Raw genomic sequence first — 26,224 nt, 5'->3', positions numbered from 1 at the left:
AAAAGCCCGCGGTTGCGGGCTTTTTTGTGCCTGCGAAAAATAGTGAAATGGTGTTCTTTGGGAGTAAAGCTTGTAAGTCATATACTTACCCCCATAAATTTAACTGACCAACGCGTTTGAATAGTTCAACACTTAAATAAACGGCAAACAGGCTGATAACTGGGGTTGCCAAAAGACTCACTAGCGTTAATTCATTAGCCATTGTTTTTTTCCTTGTCGTTTTTAACTGCTTTTTTAGCATGCTTATCAGATTCAGACTTCAATACTTTAGATGCTGTCTCAAGTGTATTTTTCTTAACTTCTTTGATACTTGCGCTAATCGCATTTGAGATCAGATTGCTAATTTCAGCTGTGATCGGGTTTTCATTAGCTTGTACTGAAGAAGCTGTTAATAATACCGTGCTGATTAATGTTGCTTTAACTAGTGAGTTCATGACGTTCTCCTTTGTATGATTAGTTAGTCGCAATAACTATTACAAAGGTTGTGCCAATCAATAAAAATATTTTAAGTGTTTGTTTTTATTTGATTTTAATTTTTGTGGAAGGTTGGTGAAAATAAGGGTTGATTATTTTCACCAATATGAGGTGGCTAAAAAAACTAAGTTTTAGTTAATCTTGCTCTAAAATTGAATGCAGTAACTGCTTAACCACTTCAGGTTCAAAAGGTTTGTCGCATAACGCGTTAACACCAGATTGTGCAACGTTTGCAAGGTGAGTGTCATTGGCTTCAGATGTCACCATTAAGATAGGAATATGAGAGTGCTCACCTGAGTTACGAATATGCTCAGCTAACTCTTGGCCATTTACATTTGGCATATTAAAGTCTGTGACAATGAGGTCAAACATCTGTTCATTTAAGAAGTTTATCGCTTGTTCACCATCTTCAGCTTCAGTAAAACGGCTTGCACCCAAATTAGTTAGCACACGACGAATATGATTTCTCGCCAGTCGTGAGTCATCAACAATAAGAATACGCAAATCTTGCACATCGTATAGTTCAAGCTCAAGCTCTTGCGGAGACAGTAAGTCTAAGGTTGCATTGAGTGCGCGACCAAGGTGCACCTTAGTAAAAGGCTTAGGTAAGATCGCCACTACACCAGATTGTTTAAACGCTTCAAGCTGGGCTTTGCGTGTTTCACTTGAAACCAACATAAAAGGGATCGGCTGTTCGGGTTGGACTTCAGCAATATACTGTTGAATATCAAGGGCACTGCCATCACTCAAGTGAAGGCTAGAGATGACTAGGTCAGGCTTATGTTTTTCTAAAAAGCTTTTTGCAGAGTCTACGGTATCTGCAAAGTCGATGTTCGTTACGCCTTCAGATTCAAGCTCTTTTGCAATAATTTTTCTTTGCGTTGCTGAGGGCTCAACAAGCAGGATAGCGAGATCTGCACTGAGAAGCTCATTCATGATTAGTACTACTTTCAATTAACCAAAATAAGGACGTTAATGTAACCAATTAACATCCTATTAGCTAGTTTGAAATGACTTTTTAAAGGGCAAATTAGCGTCTGTAAATATCAGATTCGGGAATATCAATTAAAATCAACACTGCGCCTTTGCCACCATACTCAAGAGGAGCTTGATGCATTGCTAAAATATCTGGGTGTTGAACCAAATACTGAGGCACTTTATGCCTGAGGATATGTTCACCAATACCATGTACAACACAGGCACAATAATGGTGTTGTTTTTTACAGGCATGGATCAAAGCAGCCAACTCTTCTTTTGCGCTGTCTTTACTTAAACCGTGCAAATCTAAAATTAACTCAGGCGCAATATCGCCACGTCGTAATTGTTTAGCTAAGAATTTATCAGCGCCTTCACGCACATAATTTACTGTGCCATGAGTGTCGATATCTGGGATATATTCGTCAGAAAAATAAAATTCTGCTTTGTGTTGCTTAGTTTGTTCAGCAACAATTTTGCCTTTAAACGGGGTGTTATCACGTTTAAATTGTACAGTATCTTGCTTTATCTTTGTGGCACCAGAAATTAACTGACGAAATAGGTCGATGTCGTCGTCTTGCATGCTTATGTGTGATTTATCTTTGTTCATTGGCGCATTCTAAATAAAAAAAGCATAAAAACCTAGCCGAAAAACGGCTACAATGGCAGCAGAATTATTGTCAAATTATTGAGTACCGTATGACAGAGTTACAAATTACAGATGAGTTGGCGCAAGAAGCGTGTTCTGAACTATTCACGATTCAAGACTGGTTACGTTGGACAACGACGCAGTTTGTGAATAATGGGCTGTTTTACGGTCATGGTACCGACAATGCCTGGGATGAAGCCGTAAGCCTTGTTTTACCCGTTTTAAACTTGCCATTAGATACCCCAAAAGAGTTATTAAATGCGCGTTTAACCAGTAGCGAAAAACAACATTTAATGGGTTATATCTTAGCGCGTGTAAATGACAGAACGCCGGTTCCATATCTGACTAATCAGGCTTGGTTTGGCGGTTTGCCTTTTTATGTAGATGAGCGGGTACTTGTTCCACGTTCGCCATTTGCTGAAATGATCAAAAAGCAATTTGCACCTTGGGTCACAGAGCCTACAAAAGTAACGCGTATTCTCGATATGTGTACTGGCTCTGCATGTATTGCGATTGCATTGGCAAAAGCGTTTGAACATGCGCAAGTAGATGCGGTTGATATCTCTTTTGATGCGCTAGAAGTGGCAGATATCAATATTACTGAGCACATGATGCAAGAGCAGGTGTTTGCGATCCAATCTGATGTATTCAGTGGTGTACCGGGTCAGAAGTATGACCTAATCGTGGCGAACCCGCCGTATGTTGATGCGGAAGATATGTCTGATTTACCAGAAGAATTCCACCATGAGCCAGAGCTCGGTTTAGCATCGGGTGAAGATGGCTTAGATGTGACTCGTGTTATTTTGCAAGAAGCGGCGGAACATCTAACTGATAACGGTTTGTTATTTGTTGAAGTAGGTAACTCTATGGTACATATGGATGCACTATATCCAAACGCGCCATTTACATGGTTAGAGTTTGAACATGGTGGATTAGGCGTGTTTATGATCTCAAAACAACAACTCGTCGAGTATTTTGCTGATTAAATTTAATTGTTAATCAGTTTTTTAAATGTCATTTGGAATGAGGGTGAATAATGGCAGGTAATAGCATTGGCCAACTTTTTAAGGTCAGTACCTTTGGTGAGAGCCATGGGGTAGCATTGGGAGGCGTTGTTGATGGCGTACCCGCAGGACTAGAGTTAACAGAAGCGGATATGCAGTTCGACCTAGACAGACGTAAACCAGGTCAAAGCCGTTATACCACGCAAAGGCGTGAAGGTGATGAAATTAAAATTTTATCGGGCGTTTTTGAAGGTAAAACGACAGGAACTAGTATTGGTCTGTTAATTGAAAATACCGATCAACGTTCGAAAGACTACAGTAAAATTTCTGAAGTGTTTCGTCCTGGTCATGGTGACTACACATATTGGCACAAATACGGTCACCGTGATTATCGTGGGGGCGGTCGCTCTTCAGCGCGTGAAACTGCAATCCGTGTTGCTGCAGGTGCCATTGCTAAAAAGTATCTAAAGCAATTTCATGGTATTGAGATTAATGCTTGTTTATCACAATTGGGTCCTATCAAAGCTGAAAAGTTTGATTGGTCAGTGGTAGAAACAAACCCATTCTTTTTTCCAGATGACACAAAATTAGAGTCACTCGACGAATATATGCGCGATCTGAAAAAACAGGGTGACTCTATTGGTGCGAAAGTGACTGTGGTCGCGAAAAACGTACCTGTAGGTCTAGGTGAGCCTGTTTTTGACCGACTAGACGCTGAAATTGCTCATTCATTAATGAGCATTAATGCGGTTAAAGGCGTTGAAATTGGTGATGGTTTTGATGTGATAGAGCAGAAGGGCTCTGAGCACCGTGATGAGTTAACACCGGAAGGTTTTACCAGCAATCACGCAGGTGGCGTATTAGCCGGTATTTCTACAGGACAAGACATTGTCGCATCGATTGCATTAAAGCCTACTTCGAGTATTACCATACCGGGCCAGAGCATTAATACGCAAAACGAGTCAGTAGAGATGATCACTAAGGGTCGTCACGACCCGTGTGTGGGCATTCGTGCGATTCCAATTGCAGAAGCCATGTTAGCCATTACTTTAATGGATCATTTATTAAGACAGCGAGGCCAAAACCCGCATGTCAATCTTGCGCATGGGCCTATTCCAGCTCAGAAACCTGCATAAGCCTGACAAAAACAAAAAACGCCACTTTTTAGTGGCGTTTTTTATGGGTAACAGTTTTTAGCTGTTGTATTTTTCGCAGGCTTCAAGCGTATTCTCGATTAAGCTTGCGACAGTCATAGGGCCGACACCACCAGGTACTGGTGTAATAAAGCTGGCTTTTTCTTCAGCGATGCCGTACTGCACATCACCGACTAGTTTGCCAGACTCTAAACGGTTAATACCTACATCGATCACGATAGCACCTTCTTTAACCCAGTCGCCTGGAATAAACTCAGGCTTACCGACTGCAACAACAAGTAAGTCTGCGCGGCGAACGTGTGCTTCTAGATCTTGCGTGAATTTGTGGCAAACCGTCGTAGTACAACCTGCAAGTAATAGTTCTAGTGACATTGGGCGGCCAACGATATTTGAAGCGCCCACTACAACTGCATGCATACCTTTATATCTCACACCCGTTGAATCGAGCAAAGTGATGATGCCTTTTGGTGTACATGGGCGAAGAGCTGGCATACGTTGCGCTAGGCGACCAACATTGTAAGGATGGAAACCATCTACATCTTTATGCGGTGTAATACGTTCAAGTACTTTTTCTGCGTCTAATCCTTCAGGCAGAGGTAATTGCACCAGAATGCCATCGACTTCTGGATCATTATTTAGCGTGTCTACTAATTCAAGTAGCTCTGTTTCTGTGGTGTCGCCTGGTAAATCGTAAGATTTAGAGACAAAACCCACTTCTTCACAGGCTTTACGTTTTGAACCTACGTAAACTTGGCTAGCAGGATCTTGGCCTACTAAAACTACTGCAAGACCAGGCGCTCTTAAACCTTGTTCTACTCGCTCAGCAACACGCTGTGCAACATTAGTACGAACTTGTTTGGCGATTGCCTTTCCATCAATTATGTTTGCCGTCATGATTGACCTTATTGGGGTTATAAACTTGAACGAATCATACAAAGTGTATTTATTGGGGTTACTTTGTATCTAGTCACAATCAACCGATTGCAACACTAAGTGCGTATTTTCTCAGAAATGCCTTAATTCGCCAAGGTAAGAATCATCTTTATATTAATATATAGTTTTATACATAAAGTAAAAATTACTGAAAACTGTTTGTTTTTCATCATTTCTTGCTATTTATTCATCATTTTGAAGTAAAAATAGGCAGTTGAAATATTTTCTAAAAAAAATGTTTGACCTCAATCGGTCAAATCACTATTATGCACCCCGTTGTCAACGAGGACTCTCGGAGATAACAAAATGGTATCGGCGATTAGCGCAGTTTGGTAGCGCACTTGGTTTGGGTCCAAGGGGTCGCAGGTTCAAATCCTGCATCGCCGACCACTTTTAAAATAAGAAAAGTAGCATTTTTGATGTTTACTTCGAGTTTGCGCCCTTAGCTCAGCTGGATAGAGCAACGCCCTTCTAAGGCGTCGGTCGAAGGTTCGAATCCTTCAGGGTGCGCCATTCTTATTTTAGTCCCTATGTAGTGGCGGCTGTAGCTCAGTTGGTAGAGCCCTGGATTGTGATTCCGGTTGTCGTGGGTTCGAGCCCCATCAGTCGCCCCATCTACATACTCTTTTATCGGCGATTAGCGCAGTTTGGTAGCGCACTTGGTTTGGGTCCAAGGGGTCGCAGGTTCAAATCCTGCATCGCCGACCACTTCTCAAAAAATATATTTATTGTCGGCGATTAGCGCAGTTTGGTAGCGCACTTGGTTTGGGTCCAAGGGGTCGCAGGTTCAAATCCTGCATCGCCGACCATCTTATCTTCTCTCTTTTTAGTCATCTTTTAATCAGTCAGTCTGTTATTCACCATTTATTTACCTTCATAGCTCGACTACAGCAATGAATCGGTTATAATGCCGCGTCTATTGTTTAACATAGCGCCCAGTAGGGCAGGCAACAAGATTGTCTAATAGGGTTAAATACACGTATTGCGTTTTTAACTAAGCTAATTAGTGCAACTTGTTTCTAAGGAAGGCGCATTGGCGCCAAAAATGAAGATTGAGGTAAATCATGCAAGTTTCTGTTGAGACGACTCAAGGCCTTGAGCGCCGTCTGACTATCACCGTTCCTGCAGAGAACGTTGAGACTGAAGTTAAAAAACGCTTACAACAACTGTCTAGAACTCAGCGTATCGATGGTTTCCGTCCAGGTAAGGTACCAGTAAAAGTAATCGCTAAGCGTTACGGTGCAGCTGTACGTCAAGAAGTTGCTGGCGATATCATGCAACGCAACTACATCGAAGCAATTGTTTCTGAAAAGCTAAACCCAGCTGGCGCACCTGCGTTCGCACCTAAGTCTTTAGAAGAAGGCAAAGAGCTAGTATTCGAAGCAACTTTTGAAGTTTACCCAGAAGTTGAACTAAAAGACCTTGAGAAAATCGCTGTTGAAAAGCCTGTTGTTGATGTAACTGACGAAGATCTAGCTAACATGCTAGAAACACTTCGTAAGCAACACGCTACTTGGACTGAAAGCGATGCAGCTGCTGGCGAAAACGACCGTGTAACAGTTGATTTCCTAGGTACTGTTGACGGTGAAGAGTTCGAAGGCGGTAAAGCTGAAGATTTCCCTCTAGAGCTAGGTCAAGGTCGTATGATCCCTGGTTTCGAAGACGGTATCGTTGGTAAAAAAGCAGGCGAAGAAGTTGTTGCTGATGTAACTTTCCCTGAAGAGTACCACGCTGAAAACCTAAAAGGTAAACCTGCTCAATTCACTATCACTGTGAAGAAAGTAGAAGTTCAAGAGCTTCCTGAGCTAAACGACGAATTCGCAACTAAGTTTGGTGTTGCTGAAGGTGGCGTTGACGCACTTAAAGAAGAAGTTAAAAAGAACATGTCTCGTGAGCTAACTCAAGCAGTTAAAGCGAACGTAAAAGACCAAGCTATCAAAGGTCTTTTAGAGACTAACGAAGTTGAAGTGCCTAAGTCACTTATCGACCAAGAAATCGACGCGCTTCGTCAACAAGCGGCGCAACGTTTTGGCGGCAACGCGCAAAACATGCCTGAGCTACCAGCTGAGCTTTTCCACGAGCAAGCAGTAACTCGCGTTAAGACTGGTTTACTTCTTGGTGAAGTGATCAAGTCAAACGACATCCAAGTTGATGACGCTAAAGTTGAAGAGCTAATTGCATCAGTTGCTTCTGCATACGAAGATCCTAGTGAAGTAGTTGCATACTACAAATCAAACGATCAAATGATGCAGCAAATGCGTAACGTAGCTATGGAAGAGCAAGCTGTTGAAGCGATTCTTGCAAAAGCTGCAGTGACTGATGTTGAAAAAGCATTCGACGACATCATGAATCCACAGCAAGGTGCTTAATAAGTCATTGACTTAAAGCTTTGCTAACGATTTAATGGCTCGTGATACTCTTATTGAGGATCCGAGCCATTTTACTTTCTGTAGGTAAAATATCCGCAAAACGCAGCGCCAGAGATTTTGGCGGCTCCTAAGGAATGAATAACAATGAATGATGGTATGTTTGATCCACTTAATGCATTAGTCCCTATGGTTGTTGAGCAAACAGCGAAAGGTGAACGCTCTTTTGACATTTATTCACGTCTTTTAAAAGAACGTATTATTTTCTTAACTGGACAAGTTGAAGACCACATGGCAAACCTTATTGTGGCGCAACTATTATTCTTAGAATCTGAAAGTCCTGATAAAGATATTTATTTATACATTAACTCGCCAGGCGGTTCGGTAACGGCGGGTATGTCTATTTATGACACTATGAATTTCATCAAACCTGATGTAAGTACTGTATGTGTTGGCCAAGCTGCGAGCATGGGCGCATTCTTACTGTCAGGTGGTGCAAAAGGTAAACGTTACTGCTTACCGAACTCTCGCGTGATGATCCACCAACCATTAGGTGGCTTCCAAGGTCAGGCGTCTGATTTTGAAATTCATGCAAAAGAGATTTTATCTATCAAAGAAAAACTAAATCGTTTAATGGCTGATCACACAGGCCAAGAATACGAAAAAGTAGCACACGACACAGACCGTGATAACTTTATGACTGCAGAGCAGGCACTAGATTATGGTCTAATCGATGCAGTTCACACTCGCAGAGATTTAAAATAAGTTATAATTCCAATCATCAATATTTCTCAAAATTGATCATTTATTTAAGATTATTGGTATAAATCAGGGCAAAGTTAATTTGCCCTATGTTAACTATGCTAATTTTTAGATTCTTTGATATAGTTAACAACATGATTATTGTTATCTAGAGCAGATAACGCAAAACGATGAGGTAGCTGAATGTCAGATACACCAACAGACGGCGACAAAAATACAAAGCTTTTATATTGCTCATTTTGTGGCAAAAGCCAACATGAGGTGAGAAAGCTGATTGCTGGACCTTCTGTTTATATTTGTGATGAATGCGTCGATCTGTGCAACGACATTATTAGGGAAGAAATCAAAGATATTGCACCAAAGCATGATTCTGGTGACAAACTACCTGTTCCTAAAGAGATCCGTAACCACTTAGACGACTATGTTATTGGCCAAGAGCACGCTAAAAAAGTGTTAGCCGTTGCTGTATATAACCATTACAAGCGTTTAAAGAATCAATCTGTAAAGTCTGAAGTTGAACTAGGTAAGAGTAACATTCTACTTATCGGTCCAACGGGTAGTGGTAAAACGCTTTTAGCAGAAACACTGGCGCGATTACTTGATGTACCATTTACGATGGCTGATGCAACAACATTAACTGAAGCGGGTTATGTTGGTGAAGATGTTGAAAACATCATTCAAAAACTGCTACAGAAATGTGATTACGATGTCGAAAAAGCACAGCGTGGTATTGTTTATATTGATGAAATTGACAAGATTTCTCGTAAGTCAGACAACCCATCAATTACGCGTGATGTGTCAGGTGAAGGCGTTCAGCAAGCATTACTTAAGCTGATTGAAGGTACCGTTGCGTCAGTGCCACCACAAGGCGGCCGTAAGCACCCTCAACAAGAGTTTTTGCAGGTTGACACCTCTAAAATCTTGTTCATCTGTGGTGGTGCGTTTGCTGGCCTAGATAAAGTCATTGAACAGCGTAGCCATAAAAACACAGGTATTGGTTTTGGTGCAGACGTTAAAACGTCAGACTCAGAACGTTCTTTAAGTGAAACATTTAAAGATGTTGAGCCTGAAGATTTAGTTAAATACGGTTTAATTCCTGAGTTTATTGGCCGTCTTCCTGTTGTGGCGACGCTGACAGAGCTTGATGAAGCGGCACTTATTCAGATTTTAAGTGAACCTAAAAACGCACTGACTAAACAATTTGGCGCACTTTTCAAAATGGAAGGTGTTGAACTAGAGTTTAGAGAAGACGCCCTTAAAGCGATTGCACATAAAGCGATGGAACGTAAAACGGGTGCCCGTGGCCTGCGTTCTATTGTTGAAGGTGTACTGCTAGATACCATGTATGATTTACCTTCGATAGAAGATGTCAGTAAAGTCGTTATTGATGAAACTGTGATTAAAGGTGAATCAGATCCAATTCTTCTTTATGAAAACGGCAACCAAGACAAAGCTGTTTCAGAATAATTAAGATTCGGTATAAAAAAGGAGCCAATGGCTCCTTTTTTTATCAATCGGTTGAACTTTATGGGTTTAATCCCCATATTGCCATTATTAACGAATAACCAAAATGCGAAGAGAAAATAATGACACTTGAGAGAACTGATCGAGTCGAAATTCCTGTGTTGGCCTTACGCGACGTTGTTGTGTATCCGCATATGGTGATCCCGCTATTTGTTGGTCGTGAGAAATCGATCAGATGTCTTGAAGCGGCGATGGAAAAAGACAAGCAAATTTTTCTAGCCGCGCAGATGGATGCTGCGGTTGATGATCCTTCAACAGATGAAATTTATACAACAGGTACAATTGCGACTGTATTACAGTTATTAAAATTACCTGATGGCACAGTTAAAGTGCTAGTAGAAGGTACGCAAAGAGCGCGTATCGAATCATTCATCGAAACCGATGAATACTTTTCTGCGACTGCACAGTTTGTTGCTTCACAAGATATTGATGAGCAAGAGCAAGATATTTTCGTGCGCAGTGCAATTAGCCAATTTGAAGGCTATGTAAAGCTTAATAAGAAGATCCCACCAGAAGTTTTATCATCTGTGTCTGGCATCGATGAAGCTGCACGATTAGCCGATACTATGGCTGCACATATGCCTATTAAGGTACCAGAAAAGCAGAAAGTTTTAGAGCTTGAAAGCGTAACAGAGCGCTTAGAGTACTTAATGGCGCTCATGGAAGGTGAAATTGACCTACTACAAGTAGAGAAAAAAATTCGCTCTCGCGTTAAAAAGCAGATGGAAAAATCTCAGCGTGAGTACTATCTGAACGAGCAAATGAAAGCGATTCAAAAAGAGTTAGGTGAGTTAGATGATGTACCTGACGAATTTGAAGCGTTGAAAAAGCGTATCAGCGAAGCACAAATGCCTAAAGAGGCAGAAGAAAAAGCCACTGCTGAACTGAACAAGTTAAAAATGATGTCACCAATGTCTGCAGAAGCGACAGTCGTGCGTTCGTACATTGATACCATGATCAATGTACCTTGGAAGAAGCGTTCTAAGGTGAAAAAAGATTTAGCTGGCGCTGAAAAAATCTTAAATGCTGATCACTATGGCCTAGAGAAAGTAAAAGAACGCATTATTGAATACCTAGCAGTTCAACAGCGTACCAACAAACTAAAAGGTCCAATCCTATGTTTAGTGGGTCCTCCTGGCGTTGGTAAAACCAGTTTAGGTCAATCAATTGCACGTTCCACGGGTCGTAAGTATGTGCGTATGGCACTGGGTGGTGTTCGTGATGAAGCTGAGATCCGTGGTCACCGTAGAACTTACATTGGTTCAATGCCAGGCAAACTCATTCAAAGCATGAGTAAAGTTGGGGTAAAGAACCCATTATTCTTGCTTGATGAAATCGATAAGATGTCATCGGATATGCGTGGCGATCCAGCCTCTGCATTGTTAGAAGTATTAGATCCAGAACAAAACAGCACCTTTGCAGATCACTATTTAGAAGTCGATTACGACTTATCAGATGTGATGTTCGTTGCGACGTCTAACAGCTTCAATATTCCAGGTCCTCTTCTTGACCGTATGGAAGTGATCCGCCTATCTGGTTATACAGAAGATGAAAAGCTGAATATTTCTAAGCAGCACCTTATTCCAAAGCAGATCAAGCGTAATGGCTTGAAAGAAGGTGAGGTTGAAATCGAAGATAGCGCTATCATAGGTATTATTCGTTATTACACGCGTGAAGCGGGTGTTCGTAGCCTAGAACGTGAGATCTCAAAGCTTTGTCGTAAAGCGGTTAAAGACATCTTATTAAACAAAGACAATAAGCAAATTGTTATTAATGGTGACAACTTAGAGTCTTATTTAGGTGTACATCGCCACGACTTTGGTAAAGCAGAAGACGGTGACAGAATTGGCCAAGTGACTGGCTTGGCATGGACTGAAGTCGGTGGTGACTTACTGACTATCGAATGTGCTTCAATGCCAGGTAAAGGTAAGCTGTCATTTACAGGCTCTTTGGGTGATGTAATGCAAGAGTCGATTCAGGCAGCTATGACGGTTGTTCGTAGTCGCACTGATAAATTGCGCATTAATGATGACTTCTATGAAAAGCGTGATATTCACGTACACGTGCCAGAAGGTGCAACACCAAAAGATGGGCCGAGTGCCGGTATTGCTATGGTGACTGCTTTAGTTTCTAGCCTTACAGGTAACCCAGTTCGTTCTGATGTGGCGATGACTGGTGAGATTACTCTACGTGGTGAAGTACTGCCTATCGGTGGTTTAAAAGAGAAATTACTGGCAGCGCACCGTGGTGGTATTAAAACGGTTGTTATTCCTAAAGTGAATGAAAGAGACTTGAAAGAGATTCCTCAGAATGTACTTGAAGGCCTAGAAATTCACCCAGTTTCTTGGATTGACGAGGTGTTATCACTGGCTTTAGCTGAACCAATCGAGTCATTTTCTGTTGAAACTCAGAAAAAAGTCGAAAATAGCTAAAAAAGTGCTGTAAAGGGCTTTTCAAATCACATTGGTGTGATAAGTTAAGCTCTGATTCAAGCCTAGGCCTTATGTGGCTTAGGCTTACAAAGATTTTAAGAATTAGAAAGTAGTTCACTTTCTAGTAGTAATAACAAAAAGTGGTAGTTATCAAAAAATGCTCTCGCTTTTGATAATAACAATGTAAGAGGATGATATTGTGAATAAATCTCAATTAATCGATCAAATCGCAGCTGATGCTGACATCTCTAAAGCAGCGGCAGGTCGTGCGCTAGATTCATTCATCGAGTCAGTTACTGGTGCGTTAAAAGATGGCGATTCTGTAGCATTAGTTGGTTTCGGTACTTTTTCTGTACGTGAGCGTGCTGCACGTTCAGGCCGTAACCCACAGACTGGTGAAACTATCCAAATCGCAGCTGCGAACATTCCTTCTTTCAAAGCGGGTAAAGCACTGAAAGACGCAGTAAACTAATTAAATTAGTGACGAGGCTTTACACTGATTCACGTTTATAACGCTAAGTCAGTCTCGTGCAGCTTCAAGTAAAAAAGCGTATCTGTTAAGATACGCTTTTTTTACAATAGCTAAAAATCAAAGCGCGTGCGTGCTTTGGCTTAGATAAGAGAAACAACAATGCTAGAAAAGATCAGAGAAGGCTCACAGGGCCTTGCAGCCAAAATTATCCTTGGCTTAGTTATCCTGTCTTTTGCGTTAGCAGGGATAGGTGGTTACCTAGGTCAAACCACAGAGCAACCTGTCGCAGAAGTTAATGGAGTTCAAATTAGTCAAACTGAGTTCTCACGTGCTTTTGAAAATGAGCGTGCGCGTCTTGAACAACAGTTTGGTGAATACTTTGCGCAAATTGCAGCTGACCCAAACTACATGGCACAGATCCGCAATGGCGTGATTGACCGTTTGGTACAACAAGAATTACAAAACCAACTTGCGCTTCAGTTAGGCTTACGTGTCAGTGACGAGCAAGTGAAGCAAGCGATTGTTGAAATGCCTTATTTCCAAGTCGCAGGTCAGTTTAACAATGACGCTTACCTACGTGCGATCCGTCAGATGAACTTCCAACCAGACACATTCAGAGAGTTTCTACGTGAAGAAATGACACGTACACAACTGGTTTCTGCTGTTGCTGGTTCTGATTTTGTGTTGCCAAGCGAATTACAGCAAACAGCAGCACTGCAACAACAAACACGAAACATCGATTATGTGGTTCTGACAAAAGAGAAAATGAAGTCTCAAGTGTCGGTATCTGATGAAGAAGTGAATGATTATTATCAGCTGAATCAGCAACAATTTATGGCGCCAGAGCAAGTTGCTGTTCAGTATTTAGAATTAAAAGCTGATGATATTACTTTAGATACGCCAGTGACTGATGAAGATGTACGCGCTTACTATGAAGAAAGTAAGTCACAGTATTTAGAAGAAGAAAAGCGTCGTGTTGCGCACATTCTTATCGATAACAGCGAAGATGATGCTGCAGCAAAAGAAAAAGCTAACGCTATCTTAGCTGAATTAAAAGCGGGCGCAGATTTTGCGACCTTAGCTGAAGAAAAGTCTGATGACATCGTCAGTGCTGAACTTGGCGGTGACCTTGATTGGATTGAACGTGATGTAATGGAACCTGCGTTTGAAGACGCAGCATTTGCATTGGCAAACATCGGTGACTTTACTGATGTTGTTGCAACTGAGTTTGGTTATCACATTATTAAATTGACAGATTTACAAGCGCAAGTTGAGAAACCGTTTGAAGAAGTTGCCGCTGAACTAAGAGCAGAACTTGAAAAGAACGCGAAGCTAGATGTGTTCTATCAAAAGCAAACAGAAGTGGCTGAACTTGCGTTCGAAGTTGCTGATACTTTAGAAGATGCATCACTTGCTGCAGGTGTTGAGTTGAAAACAACTGAACTAGTTAGTCGTATGATGTTACCTGCACCTTTAAATTCACCAGCTGTTTCATCCACTATCTTTACACCAGAGTTACTTGAAGACAAAGTGAACTCTGAAGTGTTAGAAGTGGCACCTGAGCATTTTGTGGTTGTGCGTGTGACAGAGCACGTTGCTGCTGCAACTAAGCCGCTTGAAGCAGTAAAAGAACAAATTGTATCGACTTTAACAAACGAAAAAGCATCATCGTTACTTGCTGAATATTCAGAAAACTTATTTACTGAATTTAAAGCAGGCAAAGCGTTACAAGAGATTGCGACAGCAGAAGCGACTGAGGTTAGCACTGAGGCAGCCCTGCAACGTCAATCTTACTCTGTTGCGCCTGCTATCGTGAAAGAGGTATTTGCTTTACCTCATCCATCGGAAGGCGGCAAAGTGGAAAGCTTAGTCACGTTAAATAACGGTGATGCAGCACTAGTTCAATTGAACTCAGTAACTACCCCTGACATTACGGCTGAATTAGATGCACAGCAAAAGCAGGGTATTACCATGTCGGCGATAAATAAAAACTACTTAGCGTTTGTTTCTGCTCTTGAATCAAAAGCTGAGGTCGTTCGCCCAACAGTTCAAGTTACTGAAGAAAATTAAGTAAATATTTCATAAACAGAAAAGCGCCTTTATGGCGCTTTTTTTATTTTAATTTACAAAACAATAGCAAGTTTGCCGGGTTTTTGTACGCTCTATTATTGACATAAATCCCCATTGCTCTATGGTTAGAGTAATATCTACAAACAATAAATACTCAGGGAGCTGGGAACATGGCAATTGAAATCAACTTTGAACTATCAGATGCAGATTTAGCGCATTTTAAGAGCATGATGGACAAAGTTATCAGTAAAACTTCACACTACACAGAAAGCGAAATCTTAACCAAAGCGCAACAGCTAGTTGATGAGATGGAAAAGAGTGAACTGCCAGAATTTGTTCGCACAAGAATGGCGTCTTTGGCGACGTTAATTGATGCAGTTCAAGATACAGAATGGCAGATCCCAGAAGAAGAAAGAAAAGACATTATCGCTTCACTAGCATACTTCAGCGAGCCTGAAGATGTAGTACCTGATCATATTCCTGGCCTAGGTTATATCGATGATGCGATTATGATTGAACTTGTTTTACAAGATATGTCTCTAGATCTTAAAGCATATTCAGAATTCTGTAGCTTCAGAGCGACTGAGGAGTCTCGCCGAGGTGAAGATGCAAAAGTTGACCGTGAGAGCTGGTTGGCTGGTACGCGTGCTCAGATCCGCTCTAACATGCGCCGACAACGTCAAGGCCGTAAATCTCGCCTATTTTCTCGCATCATGTAATTCTGTTTACTTAATAACAGACATAAATTTCAAAAAGGCTGCTTACACGTTAAGCAGCCTTTTCATTACCTTAGATTTGGGTTGAGCAAATACTTGAGCGGTTTTTCCGTATTCAACCACCTTGCCTTTGTTAAGTACCAACAAGCTATCACTCATGTGTTTAACTAAGCTTAAATGATGTGTGATCAGAACATAGCTCAAGCCAGTTTCTCTCTGTAATGCTAACAAGAGATTGACTGTTTGCGCCCTAACAGATGGGTCTAGCGACGATAAGGCTTCATCGAGTACCAAAACCTTAGGATCTAAAATAAGTGCTCTAGCAAGCGCAACACGCTGTAACTGCCCCCCACTAAACATGTGCGGATAGTAATGGTAGTGCTCTTCAAGCAAACCAACTCGAATTAAAACATGGGCGATTTTTTTATCTCGTTGTTTGTGAGTTAACTCTGTGTTGTAACTCAAGCAGTCATCGAGTATTTCACCGATTGTAAGACCTGGGTTGAGAGAGCGGGTTGGATCTTGGAAAATCATACGAATATGGCGACAGTGAGCTTGCCTAACGCCATCGTCTTCTATGGTTGTCCCATCTAGTAAAATTTGTCCTGTTTCGGCTTGCTCTGCACCGGCTAATAGTTTTGCCAAAGTGCTTTTACCTGCGCCAGTTTCACCTATAACGGCGATGGTTTCACCCTTACCTAAACAAAAGGATATATCGGTCAATACCGGTACATTTTTTCTTTTGAGTAATCCGACTCTAACGCGATAGGTCTTATGCAAAGACTGAACTTTTAAGATGGGTTGCATTTTTTATCTTCCTTTAATAAAGGGAAGTGACAAGCATAAGTATGGCCATGTGATTTTTTTTGCTTGGGCGTGACTACACACTGCTTTTGCGCTTGTGGGCACCTAGGCCCTAAGCGGCAACCTATGGGTAAGTGCTGCAATGGTGGGATAGTGCCTTTAAGCGCATAAAAACTCTCTTTATGGGCAAGCCCCTGTGCGTAATCAGGTAAACTTTTTACTAAGGCTTGCGTATAAGGGTGTAGCGGGGCATTAAATACTTTTTCTGTGGGCCCAGCCTCAACCATCTGACCACAGTACAATACATGCATAGCGTGAGACCAAGCGGTGATTTCTTCGAGTTCATGAGAAATCATCAATACAGACATATTCTTGAGTTGATTGAGACTTTTTAATAGCCTAAAAACCTGAGCTCTTGTGGTGCTTTCAAGTGCCGTAGTCGGTTCATCAGCAATTAACAGCTTTGGGTTTCGAGCAATGGCCATGGCTATCATGACTTTTTGGCAAATCCCTTCTGAAAGCTCATGAGGGTAGCTATCAGCAACACGCTTATCGTCTTTGATCCCCACTTTATGTAGTAGCGCTTTGACGCGTTTTTTTCTTAGTTGTCTGCGCACTAAAAAGTTACCACTTAACGACTCTTCTGGGATTGACTCTGAGACTTGTTCAAATATTTTTGCAGTTGGGTCAAGGCTTCTACTCGGCTCTTGATAGATCATCGCAATATCTTGGCTGACTAGTTTTCGACGTTTTTCCGGCGGCAAGCGCATTAAGTCGACCCCTTGCCAATGCATCCTATCGGCTGTGACACGCCAGCGTTTATTTAAAACCCCGACAATGGCCTTTGCAATTAAGCTTTTGCCAGAGCCTGACTCGCCAACCAGCGCATGCACTTCGCCTTCTTTTAAGCTCAAATTCACTTTATCAACCGCGCGAATAACGCCATTTTCGGTAGGTAGCTCTATGGTTAAGTTTTTGATGTCGAGTAAATGCATCAGTCAGCCTTACGATCTTTCAATACTTGTCTCAAACCATCACCTACAAGGTTCGTCGATAAAACTGCGATAAATAATAGCACACCTGGTAAACCAACAGTCCATGGGGCCAGGTAAATTAGACCGAGGTTTTCAGCCAAAATAGCGCCCCATTCAGTCGTCGGTGGCTGAGCCCCTAATTTGAGAAAACCCAGCGCTGCAATGTCCAAGATAGCCGTTGAAAGTGCCATGGTGAAAATAACCACAATATGCTCATAAATATTAGGGAATACGCCTCGAACCAGTATTTTCCATTTACTGGCACCATCTAAGCGAAAAGCACTGATGTAATCTTTACTCAGCTCTTCTACCACTAAATTTCGGATTGAATGCACGTATTGAGGAAGCAGGGCTAAAATGATCGCCCACACTGTATTGAGCAAACCAGGCCCTAAGATAGCGATGATGATAATAGCTAATAATAATGAGGGAATAGACAAAGTGATGTCGAGCAAGTGATTAAAAAAGCTTGAGCGGATACCTTTACTCATACCTGCTAGCGAGCCAATAATGACACCTAAAGCGGTGGTAATTAAAGCTGCAATGATAGATAAACCAAAAGTGAAAGTAGCTCCGTTCATCAGCCTAGACAGAATATCTCGGCCAAGATCATCCGTGCCAAGTATAAATCTTACATCACCGGCATCATGCCATGAAGGCGGGAGTAAGAGTGCATCAGCATGTTGCTGATTTATGCTGTAAGGCGAAATAAGTGGCGCGAACAGCGCTAATAAAGTAAGTGCAATAAAAATCCACAAGCCAACAAGCGCAGGGTGGTTAGCCTTGAACTTCTTCCATAAACGAGAAAGGGGCGAGCGGTTCGACTCTTCACTAAATAATTTAAATTTTGCCATGCGCTTGATTCCTAGAAATAGGGTTTAACACGGTATGGCTAAATTCAGCAAACATATTGGCGAAAATAACAAACACAGACACAGCTAATAAACCACCTTGGATCGCTGGGTAATCTCGTTGATAAATACTTTCAATCAGCCAGCGACCAACACCCGGCCAAGAGAATATTACTTCGGTGATCATGGCAAGTGTCAACAAAGTGCTAAACTGTAAACCGATTTGCTTAATCACAGGCAGAAGTGCATTTCTAAGCGCATGATGCAAAATCAACTGACGACGGTTTAAGCCTTTAGCGCGAGCAGTTTTAATATAGTTTTGCTCAAGTACATTGAGCATTGAGTCGCGAGTAAATCGAATTAACACTGTTGTCGGATACATAGCGAGTACAATGGTTGGCAATGCTAAGTGCTTTAATGCGTCAATGAATGCAAAGCCACCGTATGGAAAGCCCTGCGCGATAATGTCGACCAATATAAAGTGGCTATAAGGCTCAATTTCATAAAGTAGGCCAATTCTTCCAGACATGGGGAATAAACCTAACCCCAAGCAAAACACCATAATAAGCAATAAAGCTAACCAGAATATGGGAATAGAAAAGCCCATTAAGGTGAGTGAGTTAATGACTTTATCAGGCCATCGTTTGTGAAAAACTGCGGCAATGACACCTGCTGGAATACCGAACACAATTGCAACAACGAGTGCATAAACACATAGTTCAATCGTTGCAGGAAAGAGCAACAAAATATGTTCAAAAACGGGCTGTCCAGATGATAGAGAGTAGCCCCAGTCGCCATCAACGATGCGGCCTAGAAACGCACCATACTGCACAATGATGTTCTCTTCTAACTGGTATTTATCGGCCAATGCTTGTGACTGCGCATAACTACTATTTACTTGGCCACTGAGATTTGTAAGCACATCACCCGGAAACAAATAGTTCAAAGAAAAAGTAAATGCAGTCAGAGTAAGCAGCATGAACAGTAAAAGGCTTAGTCGTCTGAATAAATACTCGCGCATTACTGTTTCCTTGCATTTGCTAAAGAGATCCCACCAAATGGCTTCAAGTCGATGCCTTTAACCTCTTTGTTTGAAGCCTGAAAGCGCATGCCGTGAGCAATTGGCACAAGCGGGAGCTGGTCAATGATCATGGCTTGAGCTTGGGCATAAAATGCTTTTCTTTCTTCGATATCTGTTGTGTCGAGCGCTTTAGTCAGTAGTAAGTCAAATTCTGGATTACACCAATTCGCTGGGTTTTTATCGCTGAAAGTCGCTGTACAACTCAATAGTGGACTAAAAAAGTTATCAGGGTCTGGCGTATCAGCAACCCAGCCGAGTAATACACTGTCATGCTCATGTTTACCAATACGTTCAATAAATGTATTCCACTCGTACTCGACTATTTTCGCTGTCACGCCAATTTGTTTTAAATCGCTCTGAATAAGCTCTGCCATTTTGCGCGCATTGGGGTTATAAATTCTAGATACCGGCATTGCCCAAATAGTCATTTCAAAGCCTTCTTCGTAGCCAGCCATATCAAGGTATTTTCTTGCTAAAGTCGGGTTATAGGTTGGCATACTCTCTTGTTCAGCAAACGCCCAAGAAGCAGGTGGCAAATAAGATTTTGCAATTTGGCCATTACCATAAAAAACAGCTTGTAGAATTTTATTGAAATCAACAGAGTGGGCGAGTGCCTTACGGACAAGAGAATTATCAAAAGGCTCTTTTTCGGTATTGAAAGCCCAATAGCCAATATTTAGGTTTTCAGCTTTATCTACGGTTATATCAGCACGTTTGCTTAACACCGCCAATTGTGAAGCACTTGGATGCGCGGTGACATCACATTCTTTCGTCAACATCTTGGCAATACGGCTGGTATTATTGGTTGTGATATCGAACACCAATTGCGACATAGCAACTGGATGTTTCCAATAAGTCTCATTCTTATGGTAACGGACCAAATTATCTCGAAGGTATTGCTTATATTTATAAGGGCCTGTGCCTATCGGTTTATTATCAAACTGAGATTTATTTTCAGCGGCCGCAAGAATGTCTGCGTACTCTTTAGAGGTAATCACGGCAAAGTCAGTTGCTAAGTTTGATAAAAAGCTGCTTTCAGCATTAAACAGTTTAAACTGCACTGTGTAATCATCGACTTTGATAATCTCTTGTATCAGCTGATCTAAACCGACACTTTGAAAATAGGGGTAAGTCGCATCGCCAACAAAGTGATAGGGGTTATACACATTGAATAAGCGGTCAAAAGAAAACACCACGTCATCGGCGGTCATTTCTCGACTAGGCGTGAAGTAATCAGTGTGATGAAATCGCACGCCTTTTCGTAAATAAAAGGTGATGGTTGTGCCATCATCTGACACCCCCCAAGATTCTGCAAGCTCAGGTTTAAACTCTGCAGTGTCAGGATCGATGCTGATTAAGCGGTCATACAGCTGGTTTGCAATGAGATCTATGGTTGACCCGGTCGTTGTGACTTGTGGGTTAAATGTCATAGGGTTGGCTTCAGCACAATAAACTAACCCTTGGTTTTTTTCATTTAACTTCACATTAGGCTTATCTATACAGCCCAGTAGCAAAGTACACAGCGTGCCCAGCAGCAGTATTCGCACGATTTAAGCCTCTTGTTTCTGATCTAACAGATTGTATTTTTTCAGATAACCTCTCAATTGATGATACGTTAAACTGAGCATTTGTGCAGTCTTCTTTTGGTTAAATTGACTATGTTCTAACGCTTTCTTCAGCAGTTCAATTTCATAGTCGTTTGACAGTGTTTTCAAATCGCATGGGAATGAAAAATTATTCTTAGCTTGTTTAGTTTGCTCAATAACTGTAGCTGTGGAGATTTCAGCCGTTGCAGGGGTTGTTACTTCAGGGGCGCGTTCAATATTTGTAGGTGCTTTAATACGCTGAGCAGGACGATATGGGCTTTCAAATGGGTCGAATATAATTTCATGAACAGGCAGTTGCTCGCTACCATGTCGGTATAAGCTTCGTTCAACCACATTTTTTAATTCACGAATGTTACCTGGCCAATCGTAATCTAATAGCTTGTCCATGGCTTTTTTTGTAAAGCCACTGAACAGTGCCCAATCAAGATCTCGGGCCATGTTTATGGCAAATTGCTCAGCCAGTAAGACGATGTCCTCCCTTCTTGCACGAAGAGGTGGCAGTGTGATGACATCAAATGCGAGGCGGTCTAATAAATCGTGACGAAATTCACCATTATCAGCTAAAGTGGGTAAATCTTCATTAGTTGCACACACTAATCGTGTGTCTACTTTAACGGTACTTTTACCACCGACACGTTCAAACTCACCATATTCAATAACACGCAGAAGCTTTTCTTGTACCATGGCAGAGGTGTTTGCTAGCTCATCTAAAAATAATGTACCGCCATTGGCGCGCTCGAATCGGCCTTCATGGCGTTTACTTGCGCCAGTAAAGGCACCGCTTTCATGACCGAATAATTCACTCTCAAGTAAATTCTCATTAAGGGCCGCACAGTTTAACTTAACGTAGTTTTGGTCCCAACGTTCAGATAAATAATGAAGGCGGGCTGCAATAAGTTCTTTACCTGTTCCTCGTTCACCGATGATTAGTACGGGTTTGTCTAGTGGAGCAAGTTGTGAAACCTTGTCTAGCACAGCTAAAAAGCTGTCTGATTGGCCAAGTAAATTATCCTGTTGGCGAAACTGACTCATATTGCCTAACTCTTAGTTATTTTTGCTAACTATTAGTGTATTTTAAAAAAAGCTTGAAAAAAAGAAGTTTTTGAAATTTAATAAGGTATTGATTTTTATTGTTTTTATTTGCTGTGAAAGTTGGCAAGCAATTTGATACTACTTACTCAGTTAAATTAATTGAGTAACCGAAGAGGTAAAGATTATGGGAATTTTCTCACGTTTTGCAGACATTGTTAATTCAAATATCAATGCCATCCTTGATAAAGCAGAAGATCCAGAAAAAATGGTTCGCCTCATCATTCAAGAAATGGAAGACACATTAGTAGAGGTTCGCTCTACTTCAGCTAAAACACTGGCTGAGAAGAAAGAATTAGCACGTCGTGTTGAGCAACTAAATCAAGAAGCACAACAATGGCAAGAAAAGGCTGAGCTAGCACTGGTTAAAGATCGTGAAGACCTAGCACGTGCAGCACTACTTGAAAGACAAAAATCATCAGATGCGGCAGCAAGTGTTGAAAAAGAACTTGAGCATGTAGAGTCTCATATTGAGAAGTTACAGCAAGAAGTTGCAACACTTCAAGATAAGCTAGCTGATGCGAAAGCGAGACAAAAAGCCATTGTGTTACGCCAGCGTTCAGCTGAGTCTCGTTTAGAAGTGAAAAAAGCATTAGATAGCTCAAAAGTTGAAGATGCACTTAATCGTTTCGAGCGCTACGAAAGCAAGATCGATGGTCTAGAATCACAAGTAGAAGCTTATGATTTAGGTAAAAAGTCACTATCAGATGAAATTGCTGATTTACAAAAAAATGAGCAAGTTGATGACGAGCTAGCTGCTTTAAAGAAAAAGTTAGCAAACAAAGAATAAAAGTTAATAAGTGCCTGCCTAGGCAGGCACTGACACAACAGGTTGAGTTATAGGAGTATTGATGATGGATTTAGAAGTTTTAGTTGCCCCGATTATTATTTTTATGGTGATTGTTGCCCCGCTTTGGCTCATTCTTCACTATCGCAGTAAGAAACAGGTAAGCCAAGGTTTGAGCGAGCACGAACACCGCCAACTGTTAGAGCTGGCTAATAAAGCGGAGAAAATGGCTGAACGCGTTGAGACCCTTGAAGCATTATTAGATCAGGAGTCACCACAGTGGAGACGTAAGGTATGAACAATCTAAAGAAAGAACTGTATCGAGATCCAAAGCGTGGAAAAATAGCAGGTGTATGTGCAGGTCTAAGTGATTACTTCAACATGGAATTGTGGCTGGTTCGTATCCTGTTTATCACAGCTGTATTGTTATCTGGTGGTCCTTTATTTGTCGTTGTGTATATAGCCTGTTGGTTTATTCTCGATAAAAAAGAGCCGAGCATGTCACAAAATGCGGGCAAATTTGATGAGATTGATCCAATCTCAGTGAAGTTTAAAGTATGGCAAAAGGGCGAACCACCTCGTCAGGCGCTATTCGACTTAAAAGATCGCTTAACCCGTTTAGACGGTCGTATTCAAAATATGGAAACTTATGTGACATCAAGTGAGTTTACTGTGTCACGTGAAATCAATAAGCTGTAATACCAATTGCATTGAAGGTTTGTTCGCTCATTGCGGCAGATAAAAAGTTAAGGGACTATCTAGTTCATTAGAAAGGACATTTAATCAATAAAATTGGTATATCCATCATCTTCAAGCGAGTGCGGCTAAATTTTAGTGTAGGCCGCACGCTTTCTCTAACAGGGAGTGACACTGTTATAATGAGTCCGAATTTATTCAGCCACGCGAACCTTGATAAACTCAAACAAAAAGCCCAAAAGACCCTCCATCGTAGCCTTGATCAACATGTAAAGTTGGCCGTTACTGGTTTAAGTGGTAGTGGTAAGACAGCATTTATAACAGCACTCGTAAAACATTTAACCACACAAACCAACAAACAGAATTTACCTTTTTTTGATGTCGTAAAGGATGACCGCCTGATTGCAGCTAAACAAGTGCCGCAGTCCGCGTTAGACATTCCTACTTTTGATTACCCTAGTGCCATTAATTGCTTACTTAATTCTGAACCCAATTGGCCTGAATCGACAAAGCGTATTAATACTTTAACGATTGCTATTCGATACGAAACCAAGCATGGCTTAAAGCAACATGTTTCGCCGCAAAGTACCCTCTATTTAGAATTGATTGATTATCCGGGAGAGTGGTTAATTGATTTGCCTATGCTTGAGCAAGATTATGCAAGCTGGAGTGAGTCAATGCTCAGCTTGCTTGAAAAGCCAGAGTACAGCGAATATGCGCGGCCATTTCTAACTGAACTTGAACAATTCAATAGTGACGAAAATATTGATGAGCAAGTGCTTAAACAACTATCTAATCTCTACACGCAAACGTTAAAGCAGTTAAAAGCACAGACGCAACTTGCTTATCTGCAACCAGGAAGACAATTAATCCCCGGCGATTTAGAAGATGCCCCCATCTTATTGTTCTTCCCGTGCCGTGAGAGTAACGACAAAGAAAATAGTCAATATAGCCATTTAGCTAGTCGCTTTGAGGCATATAAAAAGCAAGTTATCACACCTTTTTATAAAAACTATTTTTGTGAATTTGACCGTCAGTTGGTACTTGTCGATGTGATGAGTGCCTTAAATGATGGCCCGCAGTCTTTGCTTGAACAAAAACATACGCTGCAAGCGGTGTTGCAATCATTTAATTACGGCCGTTCAAATTTAATTAAGCGCTTGTTCTCGCCAAAAATTGATAAAGTACTTTTTGCTGCGAATAAGTGCGACCATGTGAATGGCACTCAGCAAGTGGCCATAGCGCAATTATTGCATGATTTGGTAGGCGAGCAAGCCAACGATATGCGTTTTAATGGCGTGCAGATTGAAACAATGGCGATGTCATCGGTGCAAAGCACTTTGGCGAAGCGCATAAAAGAAGGCGACAAAGCTTTAGACTGTATCTACGGTAAGCCACTCAATGAAGATGAATGGCTCACCTATTTGCCGCCAGAACCGCCTAACCACTTTATTACTCAAAGTCAGTGGCCAACTCATGGTTTCGAGTTTATTTCATTCGCACCTTTACCAAGCACCAAAGGCGAGTTAACCCATACCCGTTTAGATCATGCCCTACAGTTTTTAATTGGAGATAAATTGCAATGACAGACAATCAATCAGCTCAATTAAAACCGGGTAGACGTATTAATGTCGGTGATGTCGGCGAGACCCAAAAAGAGTTAGAAACAGGCAAGCGCTTTGAAATAGTCGAAGAACTAGATGTCATTGATGGAAGCAGTGAGTTTGAACAAGAGTTAGAGCCAGTATTTAAACCTAAAAGCAGTCGCTTCAATTTCAAAGGCATTTTCGTCATTAGCTTTTTGTTATTAATCATGGTTGAAACGGGTTACACCATCATTGAGGCAATGCAAGAGTCTATATTACTAGCAGGGCTTTATGGCTTTGTGCTGACTTCTGCGTTATTGGTGCTGAGCAAATTCTTATTCAAGGAAGCGGTTTCATTAAAAGCGTTGAAACAACAAAACCTGCGCCAAAATGATGCGCTTCGGTTAATGAGTAGCACGCAAATTGGTGAAGCAGAAACCTGGCTACAACCCTTACTAAAACAACATACCGATGCAGAAGTAAAAGAATTTAAAGCCTGCCTCAAACCGCACCATACTGACAAAGAAGTTTTACAGTTATATCAAACCACCTTACTGGTCAGTAAAGATGAGCAGGCAAAAGCAATCATTAACCAACATGCAAAAACGTCAGCGCTTTTGGTGTCTCTCAGTCCGATGGCATTACTTGATATGCTTTCGGTGCTGTGGCGTGGTATCAGCTTGATTGAAAAGATAAGCCAACACTACGGTATCAAACTGGCGTATCGCAGTCGCATTATGTTGTACAAGCAATTGGTTAAACAGATGTTGTTTGCTGGTGCGTCCGAATTGGTATCTGACTTAGCGGCGACCAGCTTGGGTGCTGAGTTGCTGGGGAAGTTGTCAGCGCGAGCTGCACAAGGCCTCAGTGCAGGCGTGTTTACAGCGCGCTTAGGCTACAAAACCATGGAGTTATGTCGACCGTTACCTAAGCTAGAGCAAAAGCAATCCTTATTAGGGCAATCAGCACAAGGTATTTTATCTGCTTTATTAGAGCGTACCAAAACGTCTAAAAATGATTAAACTGACAACTTAACTGTACGATTTTTAGAGGGTTTTGCTCGTCTAGCCGTCTTAACATCTGGCTTGCTTGTGGAATTTTACTTGCTGGATTATTTATTAGTTCATCAACAGACTAATAATAAATTCATAGGCAATA

Annotated in this window: 24 protein-coding genes and 5 tRNA genes; 19 read left to right on the top strand and 10 right to left on the bottom strand. The window is 41.5% G+C overall.

What is annotated here, in order from left to right; genetic code table 11:
• Window positions 1-194: 194 nt before the first annotated feature.
• The 3 genes from ACXAC4_RS12825 to smrB all read right to left on the bottom strand — a co-directional run bounded on the left by ACXAC4_RS12825 (window position 195) and on the right by smrB (window position 2,059).
• Window positions 195-434 (bottom strand): hypothetical protein, encoded by a 240-nt coding sequence (locus tag ACXAC4_RS12825; protein WP_475162202.1) that lies wholly within the window; start codon window positions 432-434, stop codon window positions 195-197.
• Between the two features lie 175 nt (window positions 435-609).
• Window positions 610-1,410 carry a response regulator transcription factor gene (locus ACXAC4_RS12820; RefSeq protein ID WP_138484071.1) on the bottom strand — a complete coding sequence of 267 codons (801 nt, stop codon included), beginning with the start codon at window positions 1,408-1,410 and terminating at the stop codon, window positions 610-612.
• 94 nt (window positions 1,411-1,504) lie between these two features.
• A complete protein-coding gene (gene smrB / locus ACXAC4_RS12815; RefSeq protein WP_475162197.1) occupies window positions 1,505-2,059 on the bottom strand; it encodes an endonuclease SmrB in 555 nt (184 codons plus the stop codon).
• An 89-nt stretch (window positions 2,060-2,148) separates the two neighbouring features.
• Between smrB and prmB the strand changes: the two genes are divergently transcribed.
• Both prmB and aroC read left to right on the top strand, forming a co-directional pair.
• Window positions 2,149-3,084: a 50S ribosomal protein L3 N(5)-glutamine methyltransferase gene (gene prmB, locus ACXAC4_RS12810; protein WP_138484075.1), complete on the top strand. Its 936-nt coding sequence runs from the start codon at window positions 2,149-2,151 to the stop codon at window positions 3,082-3,084.
• Window positions 3,085-3,134: 50 nt separating this feature from the next.
• Window positions 3,135-4,238: a chorismate synthase gene (gene aroC / locus ACXAC4_RS12805; RefSeq protein WP_475162196.1), complete on the top strand. Its 1,104-nt coding sequence runs from the start codon at window positions 3,135-3,137 to the stop codon at window positions 4,236-4,238.
• Window positions 4,239-4,295: 57 nt separating this feature from the next.
• Here the strand turns inward: aroC and folD are convergent, their stop codons facing one another.
• Entirely contained in the window at window positions 4,296-5,150 is an 855-nt protein-coding gene (gene folD, locus ACXAC4_RS12800) for a bifunctional methylenetetrahydrofolate dehydrogenase/methenyltetrahydrofolate cyclohydrolase FolD (RefSeq protein ID WP_058030727.1), read from the bottom strand.
• A 352-nt stretch (window positions 5,151-5,502) separates the two neighbouring features.
• On the opposite strand from folD, the gene ACXAC4_RS12795 reads away from it, so the two are divergent.
• The 12 genes from ACXAC4_RS12795 to ACXAC4_RS12740 all read left to right on the top strand — a co-directional run bounded on the left by ACXAC4_RS12795 (window position 5,503) and on the right by ACXAC4_RS12740 (window position 15,534).
• Window positions 5,503-5,579, top strand: a tRNA-Pro gene (locus ACXAC4_RS12795).
• 46 nt (window positions 5,580-5,625) lie between these two features.
• Window positions 5,626-5,702, top strand: a tRNA-Arg gene (locus tag ACXAC4_RS12790).
• 25 nt (window positions 5,703-5,727) lie between these two features.
• Window positions 5,728-5,803 (top strand) — tRNA-His (locus tag ACXAC4_RS12785).
• A gap of 17 nt (window positions 5,804-5,820) precedes the next feature.
• A tRNA-Pro gene (locus ACXAC4_RS12780) sits at window positions 5,821-5,897 on the top strand.
• 24 nt (window positions 5,898-5,921) lie between these two features.
• A tRNA-Pro gene (locus ACXAC4_RS12775) sits at window positions 5,922-5,998 on the top strand.
• A gap of 255 nt (window positions 5,999-6,253) precedes the next feature.
• Complete coding sequence (tig, locus tag ACXAC4_RS12770; RefSeq protein WP_421963249.1) at window positions 6,254-7,558, top strand: trigger factor; 1,305 nt, start codon at window positions 6,254-6,256, stop codon at window positions 7,556-7,558.
• A gap of 144 nt (window positions 7,559-7,702) precedes the next feature.
• A complete protein-coding gene (gene clpP, locus ACXAC4_RS12765; protein WP_138484081.1) occupies window positions 7,703-8,320 on the top strand; it encodes an ATP-dependent Clp endopeptidase proteolytic subunit ClpP in 618 nt (205 codons plus the stop codon).
• A gap of 180 nt (window positions 8,321-8,500) precedes the next feature.
• Window positions 8,501-9,784 (top strand): ATP-dependent protease ATP-binding subunit ClpX, encoded by a 1,284-nt coding sequence (gene clpX, locus ACXAC4_RS12760; protein ID WP_138484083.1) that lies wholly within the window; start codon window positions 8,501-8,503, stop codon window positions 9,782-9,784.
• A 119-nt stretch (window positions 9,785-9,903) separates the two neighbouring features.
• Complete coding sequence (gene lon, locus ACXAC4_RS12755; RefSeq protein ID WP_138484085.1) at window positions 9,904-12,273, top strand: endopeptidase La; 2,370 nt, start codon at window positions 9,904-9,906, stop codon at window positions 12,271-12,273.
• 199 nt (window positions 12,274-12,472) lie between these two features.
• On the top strand, window positions 12,473-12,745 hold the full coding sequence (gene hupB / locus ACXAC4_RS12750) for a nucleoid-associated protein HU-beta (protein ID WP_010371157.1): 273 nt from the start codon (window positions 12,473-12,475) through the stop codon (window positions 12,743-12,745).
• Between the two features lie 159 nt (window positions 12,746-12,904).
• Window positions 12,905-14,815 (top strand): SurA N-terminal domain-containing protein, encoded by a 1,911-nt coding sequence (locus ACXAC4_RS12745; protein ID WP_475162176.1) that lies wholly within the window; start codon window positions 12,905-12,907, stop codon window positions 14,813-14,815.
• 170 nt (window positions 14,816-14,985) lie between these two features.
• The gene (locus ACXAC4_RS12740) at window positions 14,986-15,534 is read left to right on the top strand and encodes a YkvA family protein (RefSeq protein ID WP_475162171.1); all 549 of its coding nucleotides are present in this window, start codon (window positions 14,986-14,988) and stop codon (window positions 15,532-15,534) included.
• A 42-nt stretch (window positions 15,535-15,576) separates the two neighbouring features.
• Here ACXAC4_RS12740 and ACXAC4_RS12735 read toward each other — a convergent pair whose 3' ends face one another.
• Genes ACXAC4_RS12735 through pspF form a run of 6 tightly spaced genes read right to left on the bottom strand, consistent with a single transcriptional unit; the run spans window position 15,577 to window position 21,940 of the window.
• The gene (locus ACXAC4_RS12735) at window positions 15,577-16,338 is read right to left on the bottom strand and encodes an ATP-binding cassette domain-containing protein (RefSeq protein ID WP_475162167.1); all 762 of its coding nucleotides are present in this window, start codon (window positions 16,336-16,338) and stop codon (window positions 15,577-15,579) included.
• Complete coding sequence (locus ACXAC4_RS12730) at window positions 16,323-17,330, bottom strand: peptide ABC transporter ATP-binding protein (RefSeq protein WP_475162165.1); 1,008 nt, start codon at window positions 17,328-17,330, stop codon at window positions 16,323-16,325. Before ACXAC4_RS12730 ends, ACXAC4_RS12735 begins: the two co-directional genes overlap by 16 nt.
• On the bottom strand, window positions 17,330-18,223 hold the full coding sequence (locus tag ACXAC4_RS12725; RefSeq protein ID WP_130255298.1) for an ABC transporter permease subunit: 894 nt from the start codon (window positions 18,221-18,223) through the stop codon (window positions 17,330-17,332). Before ACXAC4_RS12725 ends, ACXAC4_RS12730 begins: the two co-directional genes overlap by 1 nt.
• Window positions 18,210-19,241 (bottom strand): ABC transporter permease, encoded by a 1,032-nt coding sequence (locus ACXAC4_RS12720; RefSeq protein ID WP_475162156.1) that lies wholly within the window; start codon window positions 19,239-19,241, stop codon window positions 18,210-18,212. The genes ACXAC4_RS12725 and ACXAC4_RS12720 overlap by 14 nt, the downstream gene beginning before the upstream one ends.
• Window positions 19,241-20,848 carry an ABC transporter substrate-binding protein gene (locus ACXAC4_RS12715; RefSeq protein ID WP_475162151.1) on the bottom strand — a complete coding sequence of 536 codons (1,608 nt, stop codon included), beginning with the start codon at window positions 20,846-20,848 and terminating at the stop codon, window positions 19,241-19,243. Before ACXAC4_RS12715 ends, ACXAC4_RS12720 begins: the two co-directional genes overlap by 1 nt.
• Window positions 20,849-20,851: 3 nt before the next feature.
• On the bottom strand, window positions 20,852-21,940 hold the full coding sequence (gene pspF / locus ACXAC4_RS12710) for a phage shock protein operon transcriptional activator (RefSeq protein WP_475162149.1): 1,089 nt from the start codon (window positions 21,938-21,940) through the stop codon (window positions 20,852-20,854).
• Window positions 21,941-22,124: 184 nt separating this feature from the next.
• Here pspF and pspA point away from each other — a divergent pair, with 184 nt between their 5' ends.
• The 5 genes from pspA to ACXAC4_RS12685 all read left to right on the top strand — a co-directional run bounded on the left by pspA (window position 22,125) and on the right by ACXAC4_RS12685 (window position 26,088).
• On the top strand, window positions 22,125-22,787 hold the full coding sequence (pspA, locus tag ACXAC4_RS12705; RefSeq protein ID WP_349285637.1) for a phage shock protein PspA: 663 nt from the start codon (window positions 22,125-22,127) through the stop codon (window positions 22,785-22,787).
• A 61-nt stretch (window positions 22,788-22,848) separates the two neighbouring features.
• Window positions 22,849-23,082: an envelope stress response membrane protein PspB gene (pspB, locus tag ACXAC4_RS12700; RefSeq protein ID WP_138484102.1), complete on the top strand. Its 234-nt coding sequence runs from the start codon at window positions 22,849-22,851 to the stop codon at window positions 23,080-23,082.
• A complete protein-coding gene (pspC, locus tag ACXAC4_RS12695) occupies window positions 23,079-23,483 on the top strand; it encodes an envelope stress response membrane protein PspC (RefSeq protein WP_058030712.1) in 405 nt (134 codons plus the stop codon). The genes pspB and pspC overlap by 4 nt, the downstream gene beginning before the upstream one ends.
• Before the next feature lie 179 nt (window positions 23,484-23,662).
• The gene (locus tag ACXAC4_RS12690; RefSeq protein ID WP_475162144.1) at window positions 23,663-25,066 is read left to right on the top strand and encodes a YcjX family GTP-binding protein; all 1,404 of its coding nucleotides are present in this window, start codon (window positions 23,663-23,665) and stop codon (window positions 25,064-25,066) included.
• Window positions 25,063-26,088 carry a TIGR01620 family protein gene (locus ACXAC4_RS12685; RefSeq protein ID WP_475162142.1) on the top strand — a complete coding sequence of 342 codons (1,026 nt, stop codon included), beginning with the start codon at window positions 25,063-25,065 and terminating at the stop codon, window positions 26,086-26,088. The genes ACXAC4_RS12690 and ACXAC4_RS12685 overlap by 4 nt, the downstream gene beginning before the upstream one ends.
• Window positions 26,089-26,224: the final 136 nt, after the last annotated feature.

It is taken from the genome of Pseudoalteromonas sp. AWM4_233, assembly GCF_056158285.1.
This window is presented reverse-complemented; position numbering and strand designations above follow the sequence as displayed.

What these genes read in the sequence shown, in the direction of transcription:
- clpP (WP_138484081.1), top strand. Translation starts at nt 7,703, where the DNA reads ATGAATGATGGTATGTTTGATCCACTTAATGCATTAGTCCCTATGGTT.
- folD (WP_058030727.1), bottom strand. Translation starts at nt 5,150, where the DNA reads ATGACGGCAAACATAATTGATGGAAAGGCAATCGCCAAACAAGTTCGT.
- ACXAC4_RS12730 (WP_475162165.1), bottom strand. Translation starts at nt 17,330, where the DNA reads ATGCATTTACTCGACATCAAAAACTTAACCATAGAGCTACCTACCGAA.
- ACXAC4_RS12690 (WP_475162144.1), top strand. Translation starts at nt 23,663, where the DNA reads ATGAGTCCGAATTTATTCAGCCACGCGAACCTTGATAAACTCAAACAA.
- tig (WP_421963249.1), top strand. Translation starts at nt 6,254, where the DNA reads ATGCAAGTTTCTGTTGAGACGACTCAAGGCCTTGAGCGCCGTCTGACT.
- clpX (WP_138484083.1), top strand. Translation starts at nt 8,501, where the DNA reads ATGTCAGATACACCAACAGACGGCGACAAAAATACAAAGCTTTTATAT.
- ACXAC4_RS12825 (WP_475162202.1), bottom strand. Translation starts at nt 434, where the DNA reads ATGAACTCACTAGTTAAAGCAACATTAATCAGCACGGTATTATTAACA.
- ACXAC4_RS12740 (WP_475162171.1), top strand. Translation starts at nt 14,986, where the DNA reads ATGGCAATTGAAATCAACTTTGAACTATCAGATGCAGATTTAGCGCAT.
- ACXAC4_RS12725 (WP_130255298.1), bottom strand. Translation starts at nt 18,223, where the DNA reads ATGGCAAAATTTAAATTATTTAGTGAAGAGTCGAACCGCTCGCCCCTT.
- lon (WP_138484085.1), top strand. Translation starts at nt 9,904, where the DNA reads ATGACACTTGAGAGAACTGATCGAGTCGAAATTCCTGTGTTGGCCTTA.
- prmB (WP_138484075.1), top strand. Translation starts at nt 2,149, where the DNA reads ATGACAGAGTTACAAATTACAGATGAGTTGGCGCAAGAAGCGTGTTCT.
- smrB (WP_475162197.1), bottom strand. Translation starts at nt 2,059, where the DNA reads ATGAACAAAGATAAATCACACATAAGCATGCAAGACGACGACATCGAC.
- pspF (WP_475162149.1), bottom strand. Translation starts at nt 21,940, where the DNA reads ATGAGTCAGTTTCGCCAACAGGATAATTTACTTGGCCAATCAGACAGC.
- aroC (WP_475162196.1), top strand. Translation starts at nt 3,135, where the DNA reads ATGGCAGGTAATAGCATTGGCCAACTTTTTAAGGTCAGTACCTTTGGT.
- pspB (WP_138484102.1), top strand. Translation starts at nt 22,849, where the DNA reads ATGATGGATTTAGAAGTTTTAGTTGCCCCGATTATTATTTTTATGGTG.
- ACXAC4_RS12745 (WP_475162176.1), top strand. Translation starts at nt 12,905, where the DNA reads ATGCTAGAAAAGATCAGAGAAGGCTCACAGGGCCTTGCAGCCAAAATT.
- ACXAC4_RS12720 (WP_475162156.1), bottom strand. Translation starts at nt 19,241, where the DNA reads ATGCGCGAGTATTTATTCAGACGACTAAGCCTTTTACTGTTCATGCTG.
- ACXAC4_RS12735 (WP_475162167.1), bottom strand. Translation starts at nt 16,338, where the DNA reads ATGCAACCCATCTTAAAAGTTCAGTCTTTGCATAAGACCTATCGCGTT.
- pspC (WP_058030712.1), top strand. Translation starts at nt 23,079, where the DNA reads ATGAACAATCTAAAGAAAGAACTGTATCGAGATCCAAAGCGTGGAAAA.
- ACXAC4_RS12820 (WP_138484071.1), bottom strand. Translation starts at nt 1,410, where the DNA reads ATGAATGAGCTTCTCAGTGCAGATCTCGCTATCCTGCTTGTTGAGCCC.
- pspA (WP_349285637.1), top strand. Translation starts at nt 22,125, where the DNA reads ATGGGAATTTTCTCACGTTTTGCAGACATTGTTAATTCAAATATCAAT.
- ACXAC4_RS12685 (WP_475162142.1), top strand. Translation starts at nt 25,063, where the DNA reads ATGACAGACAATCAATCAGCTCAATTAAAACCGGGTAGACGTATTAAT.